Here is a 22595-nt window from a genome sequence, read left to right on the forward strand (position 1 = left end):
TCGCTGCGGGTCGTGGTGACTGTCGGAATACGGTCGATGTCGCGCATCCTAACCGCTTTCGCCGCTGCCCGCATTACCCGCGTGAGGAAGCCTCCAGCGCCTGCTCGAAGTCGGCGATGATGTCGGCGATGTTTTCGCAGCCGACTGAAACACGAACGAGGTCCTGGCGATGCGGCCAGACCAGCGTCGAGACATCGCCGAGATGGACGGCGTGAGCACAGAGCTTCAGCGCGTCGGCAAAGCGGTTGCCCTGCGCTGTCTTGCCCTGCATGCGGAACGACAGCACGCCGCCGTAGCGCCCGCCGGTCAGCTCTTTGGCGATCGTGTGGCCGGGGTGCGATTCCAGTCCGGCGTAGAGGACGACCTCAACCTCCGGCTGGCGCTCCAGGAACAGCGCTAGCTCCAAAGCGTTCGCGCAATGGCGCTCCATGCGCAGCTCCAGCGTCTTGACGCCGCGCAGCAGCAACCACGAGTTGAAGGGGCTGACCGGAGAGCCGAGGATCTCAACCTGGTGGCGGACCTGATCGATCAGATGCTTCGATCCCGCGATTGCTCCGGCAATCGCGTCGCCGTGGCCGCTGATGTACTTGGATGCCGAATGCAGCGACAGGTGCGCGCCGTGCTCCAGTGGACGAAAGAGGTACGGACTGGTGAACGTGTTATCGATGACCAGCAGCGCATTGTGGTCGCGCGCGATCCGGCCCAGCGCCGGGATGTCGCTGACGCGGTTGGACGGATTGGCCAGGAACTCGGTGTAGATCATCGCTGTCTCGGGCCGCATTGCCTGCCGCACGGCGTCGAGATCCGTGATATCGACCGGTGTCACATCGATGCCGAATACCGGCGCTTCTTCATACAGGTAGGTTTCGGTCGACTCGTAGATGTCGTTCGAGACGACGATGTGGCTGCCGGGGCGGGCGAGCGCGTGGAACACCGCGACGATAACGGCCATGCCGGATGCGGCAACGACCGCTTCTTCGGCCCCTTCGAGGTCCGCCAGCTTGCGTTCTATTGCATGTGTCGTCGGATTCCCCATGCGGGTGTAGACGTAGCCCTCACGCTCGCCCGCCTGAACCGCCAACTTCTGTTCAGCCGAATCGAACGCGAATGTTGCAGTTTGATAAATCGGCGTATTGTGCGCGCCAGTCGCCGGATCGTGCCGCTCCCCGGTGTGGATCGCGCGTGTCGAGAAGCCCAGACCTTCTCGCACTTCTCCCATGCAGTCCCCCTCATCCCCTCGCGGCGACGTTGAATCCCAGCCGACGCCATCCGAGCCGGGCGCGTCGTCGCCAACACTTCGTAATAGCACCGTTGTGGCGGTCGTCGCAACCTCTTGATTCGCGCGGGTGCTGCAAATGACAGAGAGCAGGGCTCGTTGCCCTGCTCCCTGATAACGTGATCGATGTGGTGATCGGCGTCAGTCGGCTACCGGTGCGGCGGAGGAGACGTGCTCCAGCGCCTGCTCGAAATCAGCGATGATGTCCTCGGCGTTTTCGCAGCCAACCGACACTCGAACGAGGTCGTCGCGGTGCGGCCAGACGAGCGTGAATACGTCGCCGAGGCTGACGGCGTGATCGCAGAGCTGCAGTGCGTCGGCGAACCGGCTGCCTTGCTCCGCACCGCCACGCATGCGGAACGACAGCATACCGCCGTAGCGACCGCCGGTCAGCTCCTTGACCAGTGCGTGACCCGGATGCGTCTCGAGTCCGGCGTAGAGCACCTGCTCAACCTCGGGCTGGCGCTCAAGGAACTTGGCAATCTCCATCGCGTTGGCGCAGTGGCGCTCCATGCGCAGCTCCAGCGTCTTGATGCCACGAAGCAGCAGCCAGGAGTTGAACGGGCTGATCGGCGAACCGAGCACCTGAATCTGTCGATTGACCTGCTGGATCAAGTCAGCCGATCCGGCGATGACGCCGGCCAGCGCATCACCGTGGCCGCTGATGTACTTCGTCGCGGAATGCAGGGAGAGATGCGCACCGTGCTCCAGTGGCCGGAAGATGTACGGGCTGGTGAAGGTATTGTCGACGATCAGCAGCGCTCCACTGTCACGAGCGATCTTGCCCAGCGCCGGGACGTCGGCGACGCGGATCGTCGGATTCGACAGGAACTCGGTGTAGAGGATGGTGGTATTGGGCTGCATCGCTTCGCGAACGGCGTCAAGGTCGCTAATGTCGACGCGCGTGACTTCGACGCCAAACGCCGGTGCTTCTTCCGACAGGAACGTCTCGGCCCAGTGGTAGACATCGTCGGAGGCGACGATGTGGCTGCCAGCGCGGGCGAACGCGTTGAACGCCCCGGCGATAACGCCCATGCCGGATGCCGCAGCGACCGCAGCCTCGGCACCCTCGAGATCGGCGATCTTGCGCTCGATGGCGGTCGTCGTCGGATTGCTGGCCCGTGTATAGACGTAGCCTTCGCGCTCGCCGGCCATGATCGCGGCCTTCTGTTCGAGCGAGTCAAAGGCGTAGGTTGCGGTCTGATAGATCGGCGTGTTATGCGCGCCGGTGGTCGGATCGTGATGTTCGCCCGCGTGGATTGAGCGCGTCGAAAACCCTAGCGATTTGCCATCCCCAGTCATCGTAGCCTCCTGTCGAGTCCATTCATTTCGTGTGTGGCGGCATAGTGCCATATTCTGAGCGGGCATGACGCCAATGCCCGATATGACAAGCCAGATGCCCACGTCCTTGGCATCATTGTGGATGACTGCCGGACTAATGGCTGCGGCACTACCTGCTGAAGGATGCGACGAGGTCATGACGAACGAAGCACGCACGCCGACAATCAGCGATCGGATGACCGGCGCGCTCCTGGGTATGGCGATCGGCGACGCGCTCGGGCTGGTCGGCGAGTCACCGCTGGTCAAGCGCCCGATCACCGGCTACGAACCGGTGCGCGACGCATCGGGCGCGACGATTGTCGAAGACGGGCCAGTTCAGCGCACACACGGAGTTCGCGCTCTGCCTGGCCAGGCGCTATCAGCGGCGGCGGGTTTGTCGACCCGGTGACGGCCGGCTATCGCTTCGCGCAGGTGCTGCGCAGCGAGCACGCGCACCTGGTTGACCCGACGAGCAAGGCAGCGCTGGAGCGTGCGATCGAGTCTGGCGACTTTCAGGCCGGGCTGTGCGACGGTGAGGTCGTGAGCGCCGGACCGGCAGCGCGGATCACCCCGATCGCACTGATTCACGGGATGGGCAATGCCAACCCGCAACTCTTCATCCGCGAAATCATGCGCGCGACGCTCATCACCCACTGCGATCCGCTGGCGGTCAACGGTGCGCTGGCGATGGCCTACGCACTAAACCGGGTTGTGCGGCGCGAGACCGATCCGACTGTTCTTGTGCCGGAGGTGCTCGGATTCATCGACGAGGACGCTGTCGCACGGCGACTGCGCGAGATCGAGCTGCTGCCTGAAGGTGATGATGCCGAGACGATAGCGACTGGCATCGCTGCCTTGAACCGGGATGGCTCGATTGCCGATGCGGTTGCCACTGCGATGTACCTGTTCTCGCGGCTGGGATCGGCGTTCGAGGCGACGGTGCTCGCGGCGGCTGCCGCAGGTCCGGCGTCAGCAGCGATCGGGGCGATGGCCGGCGCGCTATCTGGTGGCTGGGTTGGTGCGCGCGAGATCCCGAGTCGGCTGGTTGATGGACTCGATGGCCGCACCTATCTGTTGATGGCTGCACCTGCCCTCTACCGCACCGCCCAGCGCCGAGCCGGGTTCTACCTGCAATTGCATCAGCGCGTATGAGCACACAGCTCATTCGAGCGGTCGTCTTCGACCTGGACGGGCTGCTGGTTGATTCGGAGCCGTTGCAGGCGTGGGCCTGGGACGCCTACGCGCGGCAGCACGGCTCTGAGTTGCGCGCAGATGTTCTGGCTCGGATGCTCGGTCGTCGCGCGGTCGATGCTGTCCAGACCTTCGTGGCTGACCTGGCGTTACACGTGTCGCCTGAAGTTGCGCTGCGGGAACGCGACGAGCTGTTCCTCGCCGCCGTTCCCGGTCGGATCGCCGCGCACTCCGGCGCAGCCGAACTGCTCGCCTATCTGCGCGAACGCCACATTCCGCTGGCGCTGGCGACATCAGGGCATCGGCGTTATGTCGATTTGGCGCTGGAGAGTGCAGGACTGTCTGGCTCGTTCGACGTTGAGGTCACCGGCGATCAGGTGACGCACGGCAAGCCGCATCCGGAGATTTACCTGCACGCCTGCGAGCGGCTGGGCATTCCGCCCGAGAGCGCGCTGGCGCTTGAAGACGCGCCGAACGGCGTGCAGGCGGCGCTGGCCGCCGGGATGATCTGCTTCTCCGTGCCGGAGTCCGCCGATCACAGCGAGATCGAGGATGCGCACGAGATTCTGGGCAGCCTGCGGCAGGTTATCTCGATGCTGGAAGAGCCGAGCCCATATCGGCTTGTTAGGCCGGGGGCGGGATAGAGGCTGCGGGTATTGCGGTGGCTGGGTTGCATGGCGGTGTTTGGGTTGCATTGCGGTGTTCGTGGGCCAAACGGGCGTATGCAATACGCCCCTACATTTGCAGATCTCTGCCGCAATCATTGGTCTGTTATATACGATTATTGGCGTGCTACACGACCCTAACGCAGGGGCGTATTGCATACGCCCGTTTGACCCACGAACACCGCATCCGCACGCCACGCCTTTGCTCAGCCGATGACCCGGAGACACGCCACCGTTGCCATTCCGCCATCCGTCATTCTGTGCGCGCACGCGAGATCGCTCCCCTGCGTTGGACTGGGTCGGACGGGTGGGAGATCACTCACTGCCGGGTGTCACTGCCCAGAGGGCTCCCGGCGGCAGATGACAGATTACGGCGGCGGCTGCCGATCTGGCAACTCAACATTGACAACGCACCCAGTAGTCGAGCGCAGTGAATCTGATGGCCGACAGCCTACCCCGTCCTCTGTCATTTCACGCCCAGAGGGCACCCGCGCAGCCGAGAAATCTCCCCTGCGTTGGACTGGGTCAGACGGGTGGGAGATCACTCACTGCCGGGTGTCACTGCCCAGAGGGCTCCCGGCGGCAGATGACAGATTACGGCGGTGGCTGCCGATCTGGCAACTCGACATTGACAACGCACTCAGTAGTCGAGCGCAGTGAATCTGATCACAGCCCTCAGCGAATGTCATCCCAGGGATAGACCACCCAGTCGTCGGTCATTTCAGCGTAGTGGTCGGGGGTATCGTCGGGGTAGCGCGAGGCGCGGGGCTTGTAATGAAGGACGGCGACTTCAGGGCGGCCGCCGGCCTTGCGGACGCGCTCGCGGACTGCGACGGCGGTCTGGCCACTGTCCCAGACATCGTCGACGATCAGGACGGATTTGCCCCGCAGCAGGTCGTCGGAGGGGAACTGCAGGAACGTGGGGCGTTCGAGCGTCTCGCCGATGCCGGTATAGAGTTGTACAGCGGCGACGATGATGTTGCGGATATCGAGGCGTTCGCTGATGAGGCAAGCGGGAATCATGCCGCCGCGGGTGATGACCAGCATGGCGTCGTAGTCGGTTCGGAGCCGACCGGCCAGATCATCAACGTTGCGCTCGATGTCATCCCAACCCAGGATGCGCTTGAGCGGCTCAACTCGAACCTGTTCGGTGTCTGTCATCGCTGCCAGCCTCCGGCCACATGTGCGTGTCGGACTCGTACATCAATGCTACCCGCCCAGCACGGTCTTGCGCTATGATGCGGGTCACAACGCTACAGATGTGCCATAACGTGTATCATGATTGGCTGACGCGGCGTGAGCCGCGCGGTGCCGTGCGTCCACGCCGGCCACACCATTTTGCCGCCACAGAACAGCAACAGGTGAACGACTCGATGGAGCAGAAGCGCGACTATTACGAAGTGCTGGAGGTCTCTCGCACTGCGTCCAGCGACGATATCAAGAAGGCGTATCGCCGTCTTGCCCGCAAATATCATCCAGATATCAACAAGGATGCGGACGCCGAGGAGCGATTCAAGGAAATCAACGAGGCCAATGAGGTCCTGAGCGACGCGGATCGCCGCGCCGCCTATGATCGCTATGGCCACGCAGCGTTTGCCGGGGGCAACGCTGGTGCATCCGGCGATCCATTCGGCTTCGGCGGGTCACCATTTGGCGACCTGTTCGAGACCTTCTTCAGCGGCGGTGGATCAACCGGACGCCGTCAGCGACAGGTGCCGCGCGGCGGCGATATCAAGGCGACGATCTCGCTCGCGTTCGAAGAGGCCGTCTTCGGCGCTGAGAAGGAGATCGAGGTCAATCGCTACGAGCCGTGCGACGACTGCCACGGCACGCGGATGCGCGACGGCGCGACGCCGCAGACCTGTCCGCAGTGCAGCGGTTCTGGTGAAGTTCGGCGTGTCCAGAACACGATCCTGGGCCAGTTCATGACGGCGACGACCTGCGATCGCTGCGGCGGCGAGGGCGTCGTGGTCACTGACCCATGTCCGACGTGTCGTGGACGTGGTCGCCTCTCGAAGGCACGCAAGATCGTCGTGACGGTGCCACCCGGCGTCGATGAGCAATCGACGCTGCGGCTGAGCGGTCAGGGCGAGCAGATTCGCGATGGCGTGCCGGGCAACCTGTTCGTCACGCTGCGCGTGAAGCCGCACCCGACGCTAGGACGCAACGGCAAGCAGATTCTATTCGATCTGCCAGTCACGGTCGCGCAGGCAACGCTTGGCGACGAGATCGACATCCCGTCGGTTGACGGCGATGTTGCGTTCGTGGTGCCGACCGGCACGCAGCCGGGCCAGCAGTTCCGATTGCGCGGTAAAGGCGTGCCTGATGTCCGCGGTGGGGATCGGGGTGATCAGATCGTCACCGTCCACGTCGTCATCCCGCGCGACCTGACGCCTGAGCAGCGATCGCTGTTTGAGCAGCTCGATGCCGAGCTGGGCCGCGATGTGGAGATGCCGAAGGAAAAGGGCTTTTTCGCCCGGATGAAGGACGCGCTCGGCGTCTAGCAGGCCGAAGACACCGCCCGCATGGGCCGCGATAGCCATTTGTTACACTAGAACCAGTCGGTCGCGGGTGGTGAAACGGTATCACAAGGGCCTTTGGAGCCTTTGTTCCAGGTTCGAATCCTGGCCCGCGAACTACCGTCGCCAGGACGGTAGCGCGGGCGACCGTTCAGATCGCGGTGGTGATCGAGGCACTTGGACTCAGACGGTAGTACATCCTCCAACGACGCGGAGGTCCCGGATAGTCAGCCGCCAGTTCGCTCGAATGCGGATGTCGCGGTTGTCGTCCTGACCGCCGGGCGTGGGACGCGTATGCGTTCTGCGCTGCCGAAGGTGCTGCATCCTCTCATCGGCCTGCCAATGATCGAGCACGTGGTTCGCGCCGCCGAGGCGATCGAGCCGGGGCAGGTGATCCTGACACTTGGCCCTACTTCGGAAGCGCTCCGCGAAACCTATGCAGGCCGCGTTGACACGGCCTGGCAGCCGGAGCCGCTCGGCACCGGCGACGCCGCTCGTGTCGCTCTCCCTGTCCTCAACAACACGATCGAATGGGTCATGGTCATCTTCGGTGATCATCCGATCGTCGATGCCGCGACCCTGGCGCACCTGATCGACACGACGCGTGCCGAGGAGCCGATCCTCGCGACGGTCGCTGTCGTGCTCGACGATCCCGGTCCGTATGGGCGGTATCGTCGCGATGGCTCGCGCATCGTCGGCATCGTCGAGGCGCACGAGGACGATCAGACCTACGACGTGCCGATCCCGGTCAACAGCGGCATGTGCTGCATTCGGGCCGACTGGCTGCGCGACAACATCGACCGCCTGACCCGCAGTCCGAAGGGCGAGTACTACCTGACCGAGCTTGTCGCGCTGGCGGCTGGCACCGAGTGGCCGCGCGACCCGGTACGGCTGGTGCTGGCCGAGCCGGAAGTCGCCTGGGGCGTCAATGATCGCAGTGAGCTGGCGCGTGCCGAGCGTGTGCTGCGCGAACGGATCAATCGCGCCCACATGCTGGCCGGAGTGACAATTGTCGACCCGTCGAGCACCTGGATCGATGCTGATGTGCAGATCGGGCAGGACACGCGGATCGAGCCGGGGACGATGCTGCGTGGTCGGACGGTCATCGGAAGTGATTGCCGCATCGGGCCGCAATCAGTCATCGAGGATGCGGTCATCGGCGATCGGGTGGTCGTGCGCGGATCGTGGATTGAGCAGTCGGAGGTCGGCAGCGACACCGACATCGGCCCGTACTCGCACCTGCGCCCGGCGACGCGGATTGCACCGCACGTGCATATCGGCAACTTCGTCGAGATGAAGAACGCGCAGGTCGGCTCGGGCACCCAGGTCGGCCATGTCAGCTACCTCGGCGATGCCGAAGTCGGCGAGCGGGTCAACATCGGTGCCGGCACGATCACCTGCAATTTCGATGGCGAGAAGAAGAACCGCACGACGATCGGCGACGACGTCTTCGTCGGCAGTGACACGATGCTGGTTGCGCCAGTCGAGCTGGGCGACGGCAGTCGCACCGGCGCGGGATCGGTCGTGACGAAGCCGGTTGAGCCCGGCAAGCTGGTCGTTGGCATCCCAGCCCGACCAATCAGAAGAACAACCCGCCCGGCGGAACCGGACGCCGAGCCAGGCACAGAGTAAAGAGCTGAAGGGGAGCATGGACGGACGGCTGCAGGTCTTCGCGGGGAATGGCAATCGCGCGCTCGCTGAGCGCATTATGGGCGAGCTCGAATCGTCGCTGGGCCGCGCAACAGTCGATTCCTGGCGCAACGGCGAGACACGCGTCAAGCTGGAGGAGAACGTCCGCGGGTCGGATGTCTTCGTCATCCAGTCGCTGTCGAATCCGGTCAATCACCATCTGGTCGAGCTGCTGATCATGATCGACGCGATTCGCCGTGCGTCGGCGTCGCGCGTCACTGCGGTCATCCCCTACTACGCCTACGCCCGGCAGGAGAAGAAGACGAGTGGTCGCGAGCCGATCAGCGCCAAGATGGTGGCGAATCTGCTGGTGACCGCCGGAGTCGATCGTGTGCTGACACTCGACCTGCATGCGCCCGCGATCGAGGGGTTCTTCGACATCCCGGTCGATCATCTGCGAGCCACGCCGCTGCTGGCCTCCTACTTTCGCCGCCTCGATCCGGACGGCATCGTCGCAGTCAGCCCGGACTCCGGCGGCGTCGGGCGAGCGCAGGAGTTCCGCCTGCGGGCCGGTGGCGGGCTGGCAATCATCGCCAAGAATCGCCCGGCGCCGGACGACACCGAGGTGATCGAGATGGTCGGCGATGTCGAGGGCAAGACGGCGGTGCTGGTCGACGACATGATCTCGACCGGCAGTACGCTGGTGCAGGCTGCCGAGATGCTGAAGCAGCGCGGCGCTGCCGCTGTGCATGCCGCCGCGGTGCATCCGGTGTTCGCTGGCGATGCGATGCGGATCATCAATGACTCGCCGATCGAGCGTGTGATTGTCACCGATTCGTTGCCGCTGCCGGATGGGCCATGCAGCTCGAAGGTCGAGGTATTGACGGTCGCGCCGCTGCTGGCCGAAGCCATCATGCGCATCCACAAGGATCTATCCATTAGCGCGTTGTTCAGCTGACCGCGCGAACGTCCTAGCTGGAGAGGGCTGTTTGAGTACCAACCAATGGATCGAGCTAGCTATCGCCGCCGTCGCGTTACTGACCTCGGCGGTCGCTTCTGGTCGAACTGAGCCTTGTTGCCGTTAGCCGCGTCGACATCCGTCGACTTTTCGACATCCGGCTCTCGCGCGAAGACGCAATTGCGATCGAGCGCACCCAACGGCTCCGCGCAGCCGTCCTGCTGATCGAGGTCCTGACCGCAGCGCTCGCTGCGGCCCTGTTCACCTGGGTATTTGCCGACCTGTTCGGCACCAACGGGTTGCTGTGGGGGCTGGTCGCCGCCCTCGGGTTGCTGCTCGTCGTCGGGCGCATGATCCCGCGCATGCTGTCGTCCGAGGAATCCGCCGGTGAGAACGACGCGCCCCACAAGGTCGGTCGGATCATGGCGATGATCTTCTTCCCGATCGTCCGTCCGGTCGAGTGGATCGTCAGCCTGTTCAGTCGTTCGAAGCGCCGACGGGCCGATGTCGACGACATTGACGACGACACCGCAGAATCAAACGGCAGCCAGCACACGCAGGAGTGGGACCGCACCGACCCGTACCCGATTGAAGAGGCCGAGCAGGACATGATCTCCGGCATTCTCCACCTTGAGGAGGTGACAGCGCGGCAGATCATGGTGCCTCGGATCGACATCGTGGCTGTGGCGCGCGACACGTCGCTCTCTGAGGCGGTCGATGTCGCGATCGGTGCCGGGCATTCTCGTATCCCCGTTTTCGGGCGAAACATGGACGAGATTCTGGGTGTGATCTATGCGAAGGATTTGCTGACCTACGTCAACGAATCGCACGAGGGCATCACGGTCGAGACACGCATGCGACCGGCCTATTTCGTGCCCGAGTCGAAGCGCGTTGACGACCTGCTTCATGAGCTGCAGCAACAGAAGATCCATCTCGCCGTCGTCGTTGATGAGTACGGCGGCACAGCCGGTGTCGTCACCATCGAGGACATCCTTGAGGAGATTGTCGGCGAGATTCAGGACGAGTACGACCGCGAGACGCCGCCGTTCGAGGTGGTCAGCGACGACGAACTGGTGGTCGATGGCCGGCTGACGATCGACGATCTGTGCGACGAGATGGACCTCGAATGGCCAGGGCCACAGTCCGGCACCGTCGGCGGATTCATCCAGCGCCAGCTCGGGCGCATCCCGGCGCGGGGCGAGCAGGTTGAGGTCAATGGCGTGCGGCTGACGGTGCTGCATGTTGAGCATCGCCGCGTGCGCAAGGTGCGCGTAGAGCGGCTGTCCGAGTTCAACGACATCGGTGTCTTCGAACACGGCGCGACGGCACAGCCGATCGATCAGGCGTGAGCCGTTCGCTGATCGAACACCACGAGTCGCTGCCGTCGACGATGGACCGCGCCCGTGTGCTGGCCGAGCAGGGCGCTCCGGGCGGCACGGTCGTCGTCGCAGACTTTCAGTCGGCCGGACGGGGCACACGCGGTCGCGTCTGGCAAGCGCCGCCAGGCTCGTGCCTGATGTTCACGCTGGTCGCGCGTCCGTGCCTTGAGCCGTCAGCGTTGTCCGATCTGCCGGCAGCCGTGGGTGCGTCGATCGCTCGCTACCTTCAGGATGCGCTGCAACTCGACTGCACAGTCAAGCCGCCGAACGACATCATGATCGGAGGCCGCAAGCTGTGCGGCGTGCTCTGCACGTCGAAGATCGTCGGCGAGCGGGTTGAGTACGTGCTGTGCGGCATCGGGCTGAACTCGCGGATGACGACGGAGCAACTGCCGCTGGAGACGGCAACGAGCATTCGGGTCGCGCTGGGGCACTGCCCGGACCACGAAACGCTGCTCGACGGGCTGCTGGCGACGCTGGGATGGCTGGTGGAGCAGGCGTCTGGCTGAAATGCGCGCAGAGACAGGGGATCGCGCATATCCCGTACAATTGACATGATACAGATGAATGCCACGACCGGCATGAGACGTTTGGGATGGTTCCGTCGGCCCGGAGGCAGGGGAACAGAGGCAGGGAGCGCATGGATTTCAGGCTAACTGACGAGCAGATCCAGGTTCGCGATATGGTCCGCGAGTTCGCCGAGAGCGAAGTCGCGCCATACATCCAGCAGTGGGAAGCCACGGGTGAGTTCCACCCCGAAGTTTTGCAGAAGATGGGCGAGCTCGGGATTCTGGGCCTGCCGATCCCCGAGCGCTACGGCGGCGGCGGATTTGACTACGTGTCGTTCGCGCTGGCTTGCGAAGAGCTGGAGCGTGTCGATACGTTCCTGCGCGTCATCATGAGCGTTCACGTCGGGCTGAACAGCCTGGCGATGCATCAGTGGGCGACCGAAGAGCAGAAGATGCGCTGGCTCAAGCCGCAGGCCGAGGGCACCAAGTACGCCACGTTCGGCCTGACCGAGCCGGGCGCAGGTTCCGACGCGGGCAACATCGCCTCGACGGCGGTTCGCGACGGCGACTCGTACATCCTCAATGGCGAGAAGATGTGGATTTCGCTGGCCGATGTGGCCGATCACTTCCTCGTCTTCGCCAGCCTCGACCGCTCCAAGAAGCACCACGGCCTGTCGGCGTTCGTTCTCGAGCGCGGCATGGAGGGCTTCACCACCGGATCGATCAAGGGCAAGATGGGCGTCCGCGCCGGTAACACCGGCTGGCTGGCGTTCAACAACGTCCGCGTCCCGGTCGAGAACCGCATCGGCGAAGAGGGCGAAGGCTTCAAGATCGCCATGTCCTGCATCGACCAGGGCCGCTTCACGGTCGGCGCTGGTGCGGTTGGTCTGATTCAGGCCAGCCTCGATGCCAGCGTGAAGTACTGCCACGAGCGCGAGGCGTTCGGGCAGGAGATCGGCCAGTTCCAGCTTGTCCAGCAGAAGATCGCGCACATGGTCGCTGGTCTTGAGGCGTCGCGGCTGCTCATCATGCAGGCCGCCGAGCTGAAGAACCGCGGCATCCGCAACACGCGTGAGACCTCGCTGGCCAAGTGGTACGCCTGCGATGAGGCACTCAAGGCTGCCGACGAGGCGATCCAGGTACACGGCGCTTATGGCTACTCGAACGAGTATCCAGTCGAGCGCTACTACCGCAACGCCCGCGGCGCGGTGATCTACGAAGGCACGCGCGAGATTCACCAGCTGATGCAGGCGTCGTACGCGCTGGGCTATCGCGTTGACAAGCCGCTGCGCTGCCCGCAGCCGCCGGCCCAGGCGTGGGAGGAATCGCCGGAGCTAGTCAAGGCCTGATCGTCGGCCGTCCTTCGCAACAAGTCGTCGCACTCGGACGGCCAGCCAACCCGGCTGGCCGTTCCTACGTTCAGGCCCGGTGCAAGCGGGCAGAAAGGATCGGCAACGTCATGGGACGGACTGTCATTCTCGGTGGCGCAAGGACGCCGTTTGGCCGAATGAATGGCGCGCTGGCGAGCAAGACTGCGGTTGAGCTCGGCGCAGTCGCCGGAACAGCGGCAATCGAGCGATCGGGCGTCACCAACGACGACATCAAGCACATCATTATGGGGCAGGTGCTGCAGGCCGGTGCTGGCATGAACCCGGCACGACAGGTCGGCTTCAAGATCGGCCTCGATCGCGAAGTCACCGCCGACACGATCAACAAGGTCTGCGGCAGCGGCATGCGGGCGGTGGCGTTGGCCGACCTGATGATCCGCTCCGGCGAGACGTCGGTCGTGCTGGCCGGTGGCATGGAGAGCATGTCGAACGCACCGTATGCGCTCGACAAGGCCCGCTCCGGCTACCGCATGGGCGACGGCGCGCTTCTCGACCTGATGATCCACGACGGCCTCACCTGCGCGGTTGCCGGCGTGCACATGGGCATCCACGGCTCGAACGTGGCTGCCGAGAACGAGTGCAGCCGCGAGCAGCAGGACGCGTTCGCGCTGCGTAGCCACCAGCGCGCAGTCGCTGCGATCGAGTCCGGCAGCCTCGGTGAGGAGATCGTGCCGGTTGAGCTGAAGGATCGCCGTGGGAACGTGACGCTTGTCGAGCGCGATGAGTCGCCACGCGCCGACACGTCTGCCGAGGCGCTGGCGAAGCTGCGACCGGCGTTCGATCCGCAGGGCTCAGTAACGGCAGGCAACGCGCCGGGCGTGAACGATGGCGGCGCTGCGCTGGTCGTCACCAGCGAAGAGGAAGCCGCTGCCCGAGGGCTGAAGCCGCTGGCCACAATCATCGCGACCGGCACGTCGGCGTGGGATGTCCCCTATCTGGCGTACGTCCCGGAGATGGCGGCGCGCAACGCGCTAAGCAAGGCGGGTCTGTCGCTGGAGGATATGAGCGTCATCGAGATCAACGAGGCGTTTGCCAGCGTCGCGCTCATTTCATCGGCGCGGCTGGGAATCGATGCGAACTCCGATCTGGTCAATCCCAACGGTGGTGCCATCGCACTCGGTCATCCGGTTGGCGCGTCCGGCGCGCGGTTGATCCTGACGATGGCGCATGAGCTGAAGCGACGCGGCGGCGGCTACGGCCTTGCAGCCATCTGCTCCGGCCTGGCCCAGGGCGACGCCATGATCATCAAGGTTGATGCGTAGGAGGCGGACAAAGTGGTTGTTGGGGCGCATTGTATACGCCCGTGCAGCGCCACATCCGTGCGAAAAACAACATTCCTGGTTGTGAAGGAGATCCAATTGCCGAGGCCATTGCGTCCAATTCATGGCGTGTTCCCGAAGATTGCCGATGATGTGTTCGTCGCGGATAACGCGATCATCACCGGCGATGTCGAGATTGGCGCGGGGTCGAGCGTCTGGTTTGGCGTCGTCATGCGCGGCGATAACGCGCCAATCCGGATTGGTGAACGCACGAACATCCAGGACGGCACGATCATTCACGTTGACGCAGACGCGCCGGTTTCGATCGGGAACAATGTGACCATCGGCCACCGCGCGATCATCCATGGCACAACGATTGGTGACGGCGTGCAGGTTGGCATGGGGTCTGTCATTCTGTCGCGATCAGTTGTCGAACGCGAATCCATGGTGGGGGCGAGCGCACTCGTGCCGGAGGGCGCTGTTGTCGAGAGCGGCACGGTTGTCATGGGAGTACCAGCAAAGCCGCGCCGAGCGCTCTCGGAGACTGAACGCGCGCGCGTGCTCAAAGCAGCGGCGCATTACGCCGAGCTGGCCCAGGAGTATCGCGCACTGCAGGACGCGGCCGACGCGGACTGAACAAGCTTGTGGCGGACACAGGAGGAGACATGGCAGTCAACATCGAACGCGACAATGGGGTCGCAATCGTCACGATGAGCCGGCCGGAGGCGCTGAACGCCTTCAACACGGAGCAACTGAAGGCGCTGCGATCGGCCGTCGACGAGGTCGCGGCCGATCGCTCGATCCGTTGCGCGATCCTGACCGGCGAGGGGCGGGCATTCGCAGCCGGAGCGGACATCAAGGAGATGGCGGCCAAGTCGCCGCAGGAGGCGCTGGCGTTCGGCAACCTCGGCCACGGTATCGGCATCGCCATCAACGAAGCGCCACAGCCGTGGATCGCCGCCGTCAATGGCCACGCGCTGGGCGGTGGTTGCGAGATCGCGCTGGCCTGCGACATCCGCCTGGCCAGCGAGACAGCGACACTCGGGCAGCCGGAGGTGAGCCTCGGCATCCTGCCGGGCTGGGGCGCAACGCAGCGACTGACGCGGCTAGTCGGACCCGGAGTTGCCAGCGAGCTGATCTTCTCCGGGCGACGATTGAAGGCGGCTGAGGCGGCGGCCATCGGGCTGGTGAACGCCGTCTATCCGTCCGACGTCCTGATGGACAAGGCGCGCGAGATGGCGGCGGCGATCGCTGCCAACAGCCCGACCGCCGTAACGGCCAGCAAGCGCATGATCGCGCTGGCGTATGACGGACCGTTGGCGCAGGGGTTGGCGCGTGAAGCCGAGACGTTCGCGCTGTCGTTCGGAACGGCGGATCAGCGTGAGGGCATGGCGGCATTTGTCGAGAAGCGCCCGGCCGAATTTACCGGCGAGACGGACTGACGATCTGGAACTCATTTGTCTATCCTTCGTGGGTGTGTAGGTGAGGGGGAGCCTTCGTGAAGATCCTTGTTCCGGTCAAGCAGGTGCCGGATCCGAATGCAATTCGCTTCGATGCGTCGGGCACGTTCGCGTCCTCAACGCCGCGCGTCGTCAATGAGTACGACCAGTACGCGATTGAGGAAGCGATCCGGCTGAAGGAGTCGGGCGCAGCGACGGAAGTCGTCGTGATGACGATCGGGCCGTCCGGCGCACGCGACGCGGTGAATCGCGGTCTGGCGATGGGCGCTGACCGTGGGCTGCTGGTCGTGGCGTCGGACACTGATCTGGAAGCCACCGATGTGGCCGCAGTGATCACTGCTGAAGCACGCGATGGTGGCTACGACCTGGTGCTCGTCGGGCAGGAAACCAGCGACGGTGGCTCCGGCGTAGTCGGACCGCAGGTGGCAGCCAAGCTCGGTGTGCCGCTGGTCTCGAACGTCGTGTCGCTGGAGGTTGGCGACGGCAAACTGACGCTCGGCCGTGAGGTTGAGGACGGTCGCCACATCGTCGAGACACCGCTGCCGGTCGTCGTCTGCGCACTGACCGGGCTGAACGACCCGCGCTCTCCGTCGCTCAAAGGCATCATGGCGGCGCGCAAGAAGCCGGTTCAGGAGGCGCAGATCGCGTCGTATGAGACGAACGGCGCTGACATCAGCTGGGGCAAGCTCTACGCTGAGGAGCGCGTCGTCGAAGGCACAATCATCGAAACCGACGCCGAGAGCGCTGCGCGCCAGGTCGTCGAGCTGTTGCGCGAGAAGAAGCTCATCTAGGCCACAAGCGCCTCGAGCACACGACCTGAACAGACTGAGATAGGAGATGCCAGATATGGCGAGCGGCGTGCTGGTCGTCGTTGAGACGAGCGCCGGGGAGATCCGGGAATCCTCACTGGAACTGATTGGGCCGGCCAAAGCGCTGGCTGGTGATGGCGGCGTAACCGCGCTGGTTATTGGCAGTGGCATTGACGGCGTGGCTGCTGATGTTGCTGGCCGCGGTGTCGATCGGGTGCTGGCGGCAGACGACGAGGCGTTGTCGCGCTACACGGTCGATGGCTACGCGGCAGCGATTGATGCGGCGATCGGGCAGGTTGATCCGGCGCTGGTCCTACTGGCCGGCACGACGTCTGGGCGCGACCTCGGGCCGTACCTGGCCGCGCGCGCCGACAGCGTCTGCCTGACCGACTGCACGGCGGTGCGCTGGGATGGCGCGACGCTGGTCGGGACGCGGCCGGTTTATCAGGGCAAGATGCTGACCGATGTTTCGACGACGCCGAGCGGTGCGGCATTTGCCGTGCTACGGAGCGGCGCGAATCCGGTCGCGGCGGCTGGGCAGGGGTCTGCGCCGGTCGAGGCGCTCAGCGTCGATCTTGGCGATAACCTGCGGGTGAAGGTGCTGGAAGTGGCTGTGCCGCCGGCTGGGGACTCAAGCCTCGACAGCGCCGATACGGTCGTTGTCGGCGGGCGTGGCGTTGGCTCTGCCGAGGGATTCGCGATGATCGAGGGCCTGGCTGCGGCGCTGGACGGCGCAGTCGGTGCGACGCGCGCGGTGACCGACCTCGGCTGGCGACCGCATTCCGAACAGATCGGCCAGACCGGCAAGGTTGTGCGACCGAAGCTGTACATCGGCGTCGGCGTCAGCGGTGCGGTGCAGCACACCGTCGGCATGCAGGGCTCCGAGACGATCGTCGCGATCAACCGCGACAAGGACGCCCCGCTGTTCAAGCTGGCCGAGATCGGCGTCGTCGGTGACCTGAACGAGATCGTCCCGGCACTGACGCAGGAGATCAAGGCAGCGCGAGGCAAGTAGAGCGGCGAACGCGCCAGCGAGACGGGAGCCACGGTGGAAGAGGAACGATTCGACGCGATTGTCGTCGGGGCCGGGCCGGCCGGAGTGTCGGCTGCGCTCACGATGGCGCGCGCCGGACTGGAAGTCGTCCTGCTCGAACGCGGGTCGTTTGCGGGCGCGAAGAACGTCATGGGCGGCATTCTCTACTCGCAGCCGACGGCAGAGATCATCCCGGACTTCTGGGAGCAGGCACCGTTGGAGCGCCCGATCATCGAGCAGCGCTACATGCTCCTCACCGAGGACTCGCACATCGGGCTCACGTATCGCACGCAGGCATTCGCCGACGCACCGTACAACTCGTTCTCGGTGATGCGGGCGGACTGGGACCGCTGGTTCGCCGAGCAGGCCGAAGCCGAAGGCGTCTTCATCATCCCGGAGATGGTCGTAACTGACCTGCTCTGGCGCGATGGTCGCGTCGTTGGCGTCCAGACGGCCGGCGAGGAAGGCGAGTTGGAGGCCAACGTCGTCATCATCGCCGACGGCGCGAACTCGCTGCTGGCGCAGAAGGCCGGCATGCACCGCGAATGGCAGCCGGATGAGCAGGCGCTGGTCGCCAAGGAGCTGATCCGGCTCGATGAGCAGACGATCAACGATCGATTCAACGTGACTGACGGACACGGCGTCGCGATGGAGATCTTCGGCGCTTCGACGTCGTACCTGCTGGGCTACGGCTTCATCTACACGAACAAGGACACGCTCTCGATCGGGACCGGCGCGCTGCTGTCCGACCTGATCGAGAGCGGCCTGAACGTCAGCGACATGCTGGACACGTTCAAGCAGCATCCGTCGGTCGCGCCGCTGATCGCCGGTGGCGAGATGGTCGAGTACTCGGCACACCTGATCCCCGAGGGCGGCTGGAACTCGCTGCCGACGCTCTACATCGACGGCGCGATCGTCTGCGGTGACGCGGCGATGATGGTGAATGCGATGAATCGCGAGGGCTCGAACTTCGCGATGATCTCCGGCAAGCTGGCCGGTGAGACGGTCATCCGCGCCAAGGAGCGTGACAACTTCTCGGCGGCCACGCTCTCCTACTATCGCGAGCTGCTGGACGACACGTTCATCATGAAGGACCTGCACAAGGTCAAGGACGTGACCGCGTTCGCTCACGACCGACCGTACTTGCTGCGTGATCTGCCCGAGGCGGTCTCGCAGATGCTGCGCACCTACCTGCGGGTGGACAGCGTGCCGAAGAGCACGAAGCAGAAGGCGATGGCGGGCATTCTGCGAGACGCCCTGCCGATCAAGCGCTCGATCCGCGATGCGCTGGCGGCATGGAAGGCGATGACCTGACCGACACCGGCACTCACATCCACGTCGGGGCGGCGCGACTCGCTGTCCTCACGCTCTTTCTCGTCAACGGCGTCGCCGGTGCGAGCTGGTTCGTTCGCATCCCCGATGTTCAGGAATCGATCGGGCTGTCGAACGCGCTGCTGGGCGTAACGTTGCTCGGCCTGCCGGCCGGGGCGGTGATCGCGATGCCGCTCGCCGGGCTGGCGACGGCCCGTGTCGGCAGCCGCCGGATCGCGCTGATCGGTGCGTTTATCGTCTGCATTGGCGTTGGCCTGCTTGGCTTCGCCGACAGTGCAGCCATCGTCGCTGCAACGCTGGCGCTGTTCGGGATCGGCAACGGCGCGATGGACGTGGCGATGAACGCGCAGGGCGTCGAGGCCGAGAACTACGCTGAGCACTCGTTGATGTCGCAGTTCCACGGCGGGTTCAGCGTCGGCGGCATTGCGGGAGCTGCCAGTGGCGGGTTCTTCGCCAGCCACGGCGTGGCGGTGCAGCCGCACCTGCTGGGCGTCGGCATCGTATGCGCGCTGGCCACGCTGGCGATTTCACGGTTCTTGTTGCCGAAAGCTGCCGAGCACGAGCACGCTGACGCTCCGGCGCTGACGCTGCGTGCGCCGTGGCCGATCGTGCTGTTGGGCATCGTCGGCTTCTGCGCGATGCTGACCGAAGGCGCAATGTCGGACTGGACGGCGGTCTATCTGCGCGACATCGGCGCGGGGGCGGGACTGGCGGCGACGGGTTACGCGCTGTTCTCGATCACAATGGCGGCTGGGCGGCTCTCCGGCGACCGGGTCATCGACGCGATCGGTGGCCAGCGCCTGATCCGGACCGGCGGTGCTGTGGCTGCCATCGGCATCGTGCTGGCGATGCTGCTGCACGACATTCCGGCGGCGTTGATCGGGTTCGGACTGGTTGGTATCGGCGTCGCGACCATCGCGCCGATCGTCTACAGCACGGCTGGTCGCTCGCGGATTGTCCCGCCGGGCACAGCGATCGCTGCAGCGACGACGATCGGCTACCTGGGCTTCTTGGCCGGGCCGCCGCTGATCGGGCTGACCGCCGGCATCACCGGCCTGCGCTGGGCACTGATGGTTGTCGTCGTCATGCTCGGCGTCATGGTGACGCTGGCCGACGCGATGGAGCACTAGCCACGGTCGGCAGATGTGCCTCAATGGCGCGACGTGCTACGCTTGGCGATTGTGCCGCACCGGCAGGCACGATCAACCCGCCAGCACGTAGACGGACGAGAGCATGCGCGTCGGACTGATCGGACATCTTCTGTCGTTCGAGCCAACCTATCGCCAGGCGGGGGTGAGTCGCTACGCTGAAGCGCTGGTTCGTGAGCTGCCGAACGTCGATGATGACCTCGATCTGGTTGTTTTCACCGGCCCGGATGAGCCACCGCAGGATCGTGAGTTTCCGGACACAGTACGCTGGCGACACGCCAGGCTGAGAACAGGCCAGCCCGTGCAGCGCATTGCCTGGGAACAGACGGTCGGCCTGACGATCGGGCGGCGCTGGGGTCTGGATGTCATTCACGCGCCGGTCAACGTCGCGCCGCTGATCACCGGCGTGCCGCGTGTCGTGACGGTGCATGATCTGGCGTTTCACCTCTTCCCGGAGCAGTACCCTGGCCGGAAGCAACGCTATCTGCGGACGATGACGAAGCTGTCGGTGCGGCGTGCCGCGCGTGTCATCGCCGTCTCGGAAGCGACGCGACAGGACATCATCCGGCTGTACGACGCCGACCCTGCACGGATCGTGACGGTGCCGAACGGCGTCGGGCCGGAGATGCGCCGACTTGATCCGGACAGCATCGCCGCGTTCCGCAAGAAGCACGGGCTGACAGCGAATTTCGCGCTGTTCCTTGGCACGCTGCAACCACGCAAGAACCTGGAGACACTGCTGCGTGCCTACGCCCGCACGGCGAACGAGACTGGCTGGGAGCTGGTCGTGGCCGGGGCGACGGGCTGGCAGCACGAGCAGATCTTCGACCTGGCGCGTGAGCTGCAGATTCTCGATCGCGTGCGGTTTGTCGGCTTCGTGCCGCCGGAGGATCTGCCGCTCTGGTACAACGCAGCTGACGCATTTGTGTATCCATCGCTCTATGAAGGCTTCGGGCTGCCGCTGGTCGAGGCGATGGCCTGCGGCACGCCGGTCATTGCGTCGGACACGCCGGCGTTGAGCGAGGTCGTCGGGTCGGCGGGACTGGTGGTCGGGACGAAGGACGTTCCGGCGCTGGCGCAGGCGCTGCTGGAGCTGGCTCGTGAGCCAGAGCTGCGCCACGAGCTGATCGAGCGCGGTCTGCGTCGAGCGAGTGATTTCTCATGGCGACGCACAGCGGAACTGACGGCAGCGGTCTATCGCGCGGCGACAGGTGTCAACGACACGATCATGACGAAGGAGACTCCATGAGCGGCGGCGGCAAGCGCATATCCAGCGTTGGCGAATTTGCGCTGATTCGCTCGATCAGCAATATCCTGGCGTCGTCGCGGGTCAAGTCGTCGGGCACGCTCCTCGGGCCGGGCGACGACACCGCCATCTGGCAGCCGCGACCGGGGCGAACCGTCGCGATGACGACGGATGTGCTGGTTGAAGGCGTGCACTACCGGACCGACTGGTCGACCGCCGAGCAGATCGGGCACCGGGCGTTGGCGGTCAACATCAGCGATCTGGCGGCGATGGGTGCGCGCCCGCGTGTGGCGCTCGTCTCGCTGGGCTTGCGCGGCGACGAGATGGATCGCTGGGTCTACGACATGTATCGCGGCATGCTAACGCTGGCTGGTAAGAACCACCTGCGCATTATCGGCGGCGACGTTGTGCGCTCGCCACGCGCGCAGACGATCTCGGTGACGGCCATTGGCGAGCTGCGACCTGGGCAGGAGATGCGCCGTGACGCCGCCCGCGTCGGCGACATGATCGGCGTGACCGGCCCGCTGGGCCTCGCCGCCGGGGGCGTCAGGCTGCTGGAGCAGGGTGGCGACACGTTCGACGGCGCGCCTGTGATGAAGCATGCTCACCGTGAGCCGCGGCCGCAGGTGCTGGCCGGGCTACTGCTGGCGCGCGCAGGTGTGCGCTGCGCGATGGACATCTCCGACGGCCTGCTCGGCGACCTGCCGAAGATCTGCGAGGCCAGCGGCGTGTCGGTGCTGCTGGAGCAGGACGACCTGCCGATCCCGAACAGCCTGCGCTGGAACTTCCCGGACTGGTTCGATCTGGCGCTGCGCGGTGGCGAAGATTTTGAGTTGGTCTTCACCGCACCGCCTGAGGTGTTCGCCCGCGCGGTTGATCTCTTCCGCCGTTTCGGCCTGCGACTGCCAATCGTCATCGGCGAGGCGATCGCGCCGACGCCACAGGGCCCACGCATCTCGATGCGCTTCACCGACCTGCACCGCGACGTGCTGGAGCCGGGCGCAGTCGATCACTTCCCGGTCGCGCCGACAACGCGGGCGGCGTCGGCGACGGTTCGGTGAGGGTCGACAAGGCCGAAACCTCACCGGTGAATCTACCGCCTATTGAAGAGCGAGGCGGCCATCTATTCCTCCGTACGGACAGGACCCGGCCTGTCCTCGCCGTGAGGCGACCCACACACACACGAACATTGGCGCTCTGAATGCACGAGCCCAGCATGAGGCCGTGGACATGTAGGGGCGTATTGCATACGCCCGGCCAGAGCCGCGGCCAACTAGCAGATGCACCCGAACAACGTGGCTGCCGATCGGTCCGGATCGGTCGGCCAAATGGGCGTATGCGATACGCCCCTACATTTCGGGACCGACGCGGTGGTGACACGCCGAGGCCGCCATTATCCAGCATGGGGCGTCGCCATGGCCCAGAGGGCGCCCCGCGAGGACAGGCCGGGTCCTGTCCGTACGGAGGGATGGAC

21 protein-coding genes and 1 tRNA gene are annotated in these 22595 nt (G+C 65.0%); 19 read left to right on the forward strand and 3 right to left on the reverse strand.

Going from position 1 to position 22595, the window contains the following annotated elements:
* Positions 1-73 precede the first annotated feature (73 nt).
* A complete protein-coding gene (locus M9890_07330) occupies positions 74-1219 on the reverse strand; it encodes a PLP-dependent aspartate aminotransferase family protein (protein ID MCO5176766.1) in 1146 nt (381 codons plus the stop codon).
* A 198-nt stretch (positions 1220-1417) separates the two neighbouring features.
* Positions 1418-2578, reverse strand: coding sequence for an aminotransferase class I/II-fold pyridoxal phosphate-dependent enzyme (locus tag M9890_07335; GenBank protein MCO5176767.1), 1161 nt, complete (start codon positions 2576-2578; stop codon positions 1418-1420).
* Between the two features lie 175 nt (positions 2579-2753).
* On the opposite strand from M9890_07335, the gene M9890_07340 reads away from it, so the two are divergent.
* From M9890_07340 to M9890_07350, 3 genes are read left to right on the forward strand one after another with little or no spacing between them, the layout of a single operon-like run.
* Positions 2754-3005 carry a hypothetical protein gene (locus M9890_07340; protein MCO5176768.1) on the forward strand — a complete coding sequence of 84 codons (252 nt, stop codon included), beginning with the start codon at positions 2754-2756 and terminating at the stop codon, positions 3003-3005.
* A complete protein-coding gene (locus M9890_07345; protein MCO5176769.1) occupies positions 3002-3748 on the forward strand; it encodes an ADP-ribosylglycohydrolase family protein in 747 nt (248 codons plus the stop codon). Before M9890_07340 ends, M9890_07345 begins: the two co-directional genes overlap by 4 nt.
* Positions 3745-4431, forward strand: a complete 687-nt coding sequence (locus M9890_07350; protein MCO5176770.1) for an HAD family phosphatase — start codon at positions 3745-3747, stop codon at positions 4429-4431. Before M9890_07345 ends, M9890_07350 begins: the two co-directional genes overlap by 4 nt.
* Positions 4432-5127: 696 nt before the next feature.
* Here M9890_07350 and M9890_07355 read toward each other — a convergent pair.
* Entirely contained in the window at positions 5128-5613 is a 486-nt protein-coding gene (locus tag M9890_07355) for a hypothetical protein (GenBank protein ID MCO5176771.1), read from the reverse strand.
* A 212-nt stretch (positions 5614-5825) separates the two neighbouring features.
* On the opposite strand from M9890_07355, the gene dnaJ reads away from it, so the two are divergent.
* The 16 genes from dnaJ (at position 5826) to thiL (ending at position 22182) form a co-directional block, all read left to right on the forward strand.
* Positions 5826-6956: a molecular chaperone DnaJ gene (dnaJ, locus tag M9890_07360; protein MCO5176772.1), complete on the forward strand. Its 1131-nt coding sequence runs from the start codon at positions 5826-5828 to the stop codon at positions 6954-6956.
* 61 nt (positions 6957-7017) lie between these two features.
* Positions 7018-7088, forward strand: a tRNA-Gln gene (locus tag M9890_07365).
* A 60-nt stretch (positions 7089-7148) separates the two neighbouring features.
* Positions 7149-8603: a bifunctional UDP-N-acetylglucosamine diphosphorylase/glucosamine-1-phosphate N-acetyltransferase GlmU gene (gene glmU / locus M9890_07370; GenBank protein MCO5176773.1), complete on the forward strand. Its 1455-nt coding sequence runs from the start codon at positions 7149-7151 to the stop codon at positions 8601-8603.
* A gap of 16 nt (positions 8604-8619) precedes the next feature.
* Positions 8620-9558: a ribose-phosphate pyrophosphokinase gene (locus M9890_07375; protein ID MCO5176774.1), complete on the forward strand. Its 939-nt coding sequence runs from the start codon at positions 8620-8622 to the stop codon at positions 9556-9558.
* Positions 9559-9713: 155 nt separating this feature from the next.
* The gene (locus tag M9890_07380) at positions 9714-10907 is read left to right on the forward strand and encodes a hemolysin family protein (GenBank protein ID MCO5176775.1); all 1194 of its coding nucleotides are present in this window, start codon (positions 9714-9716) and stop codon (positions 10905-10907) included.
* A complete protein-coding gene (locus tag M9890_07385; GenBank protein MCO5176776.1) occupies positions 10904-11446 on the forward strand; it encodes a biotin--[acetyl-CoA-carboxylase] ligase in 543 nt (180 codons plus the stop codon). The genes M9890_07380 and M9890_07385 overlap by 4 nt, the downstream gene beginning before the upstream one ends.
* Positions 11447-11577: 131 nt before the next feature.
* Positions 11578-12795, forward strand: a complete 1218-nt coding sequence (locus tag M9890_07390; GenBank protein MCO5176777.1) for an acyl-CoA dehydrogenase family protein — start codon at positions 11578-11580, stop codon at positions 12793-12795.
* A 110-nt stretch (positions 12796-12905) separates the two neighbouring features.
* Positions 12906-14096: an acetyl-CoA C-acetyltransferase gene (locus M9890_07395; protein ID MCO5176778.1), complete on the forward strand. Its 1191-nt coding sequence runs from the start codon at positions 12906-12908 to the stop codon at positions 14094-14096.
* A gap of 96 nt (positions 14097-14192) precedes the next feature.
* Positions 14193-14729, forward strand: a complete 537-nt coding sequence (locus M9890_07400; GenBank protein MCO5176779.1) for a gamma carbonic anhydrase family protein — start codon at positions 14193-14195, stop codon at positions 14727-14729.
* Between the two features lie 29 nt (positions 14730-14758).
* Entirely contained in the window at positions 14759-15535 is a 777-nt protein-coding gene (locus M9890_07405) for an enoyl-CoA hydratase-related protein (GenBank protein MCO5176780.1), read from the forward strand.
* A 56-nt stretch (positions 15536-15591) separates the two neighbouring features.
* Complete coding sequence (locus tag M9890_07410; protein ID MCO5176781.1) at positions 15592-16344, forward strand: electron transfer flavoprotein subunit beta/FixA family protein; 753 nt, start codon at positions 15592-15594, stop codon at positions 16342-16344.
* 46 nt (positions 16345-16390) lie between these two features.
* The gene (locus M9890_07415; GenBank protein MCO5176782.1) at positions 16391-17377 is read left to right on the forward strand and encodes an electron transfer flavoprotein subunit alpha/FixB family protein; all 987 of its coding nucleotides are present in this window, start codon (positions 16391-16393) and stop codon (positions 17375-17377) included.
* 33 nt (positions 17378-17410) lie between these two features.
* Positions 17411-18709, forward strand: coding sequence for an FAD-dependent oxidoreductase (locus tag M9890_07420; protein MCO5176783.1), 1299 nt, complete (start codon positions 17411-17413; stop codon positions 18707-18709).
* A complete protein-coding gene (locus M9890_07425) occupies positions 18691-19857 on the forward strand; it encodes an MFS transporter (protein MCO5176784.1) in 1167 nt (388 codons plus the stop codon). Before M9890_07420 ends, M9890_07425 begins: the two co-directional genes overlap by 19 nt.
* 103 nt (positions 19858-19960) lie before the next feature.
* Positions 19961-21124, forward strand: coding sequence for a glycosyltransferase family 4 protein (locus tag M9890_07430; protein MCO5176785.1), 1164 nt, complete (start codon positions 19961-19963; stop codon positions 21122-21124).
* The gene (thiL, locus tag M9890_07435) at positions 21121-22182 is read left to right on the forward strand and encodes a thiamine-phosphate kinase (GenBank protein MCO5176786.1); all 1062 of its coding nucleotides are present in this window, start codon (positions 21121-21123) and stop codon (positions 22180-22182) included. The genes M9890_07430 and thiL overlap by 4 nt, the downstream gene beginning before the upstream one ends.
* Positions 22183-22595 lie beyond the last annotated feature (413 nt).

This window comes from Thermomicrobiales bacterium (assembly GCA_023954495.1).
Taxonomy (GTDB): Bacteria; Chloroflexota; Chloroflexia; order Thermomicrobiales; family CFX8; genus JAMLIA01.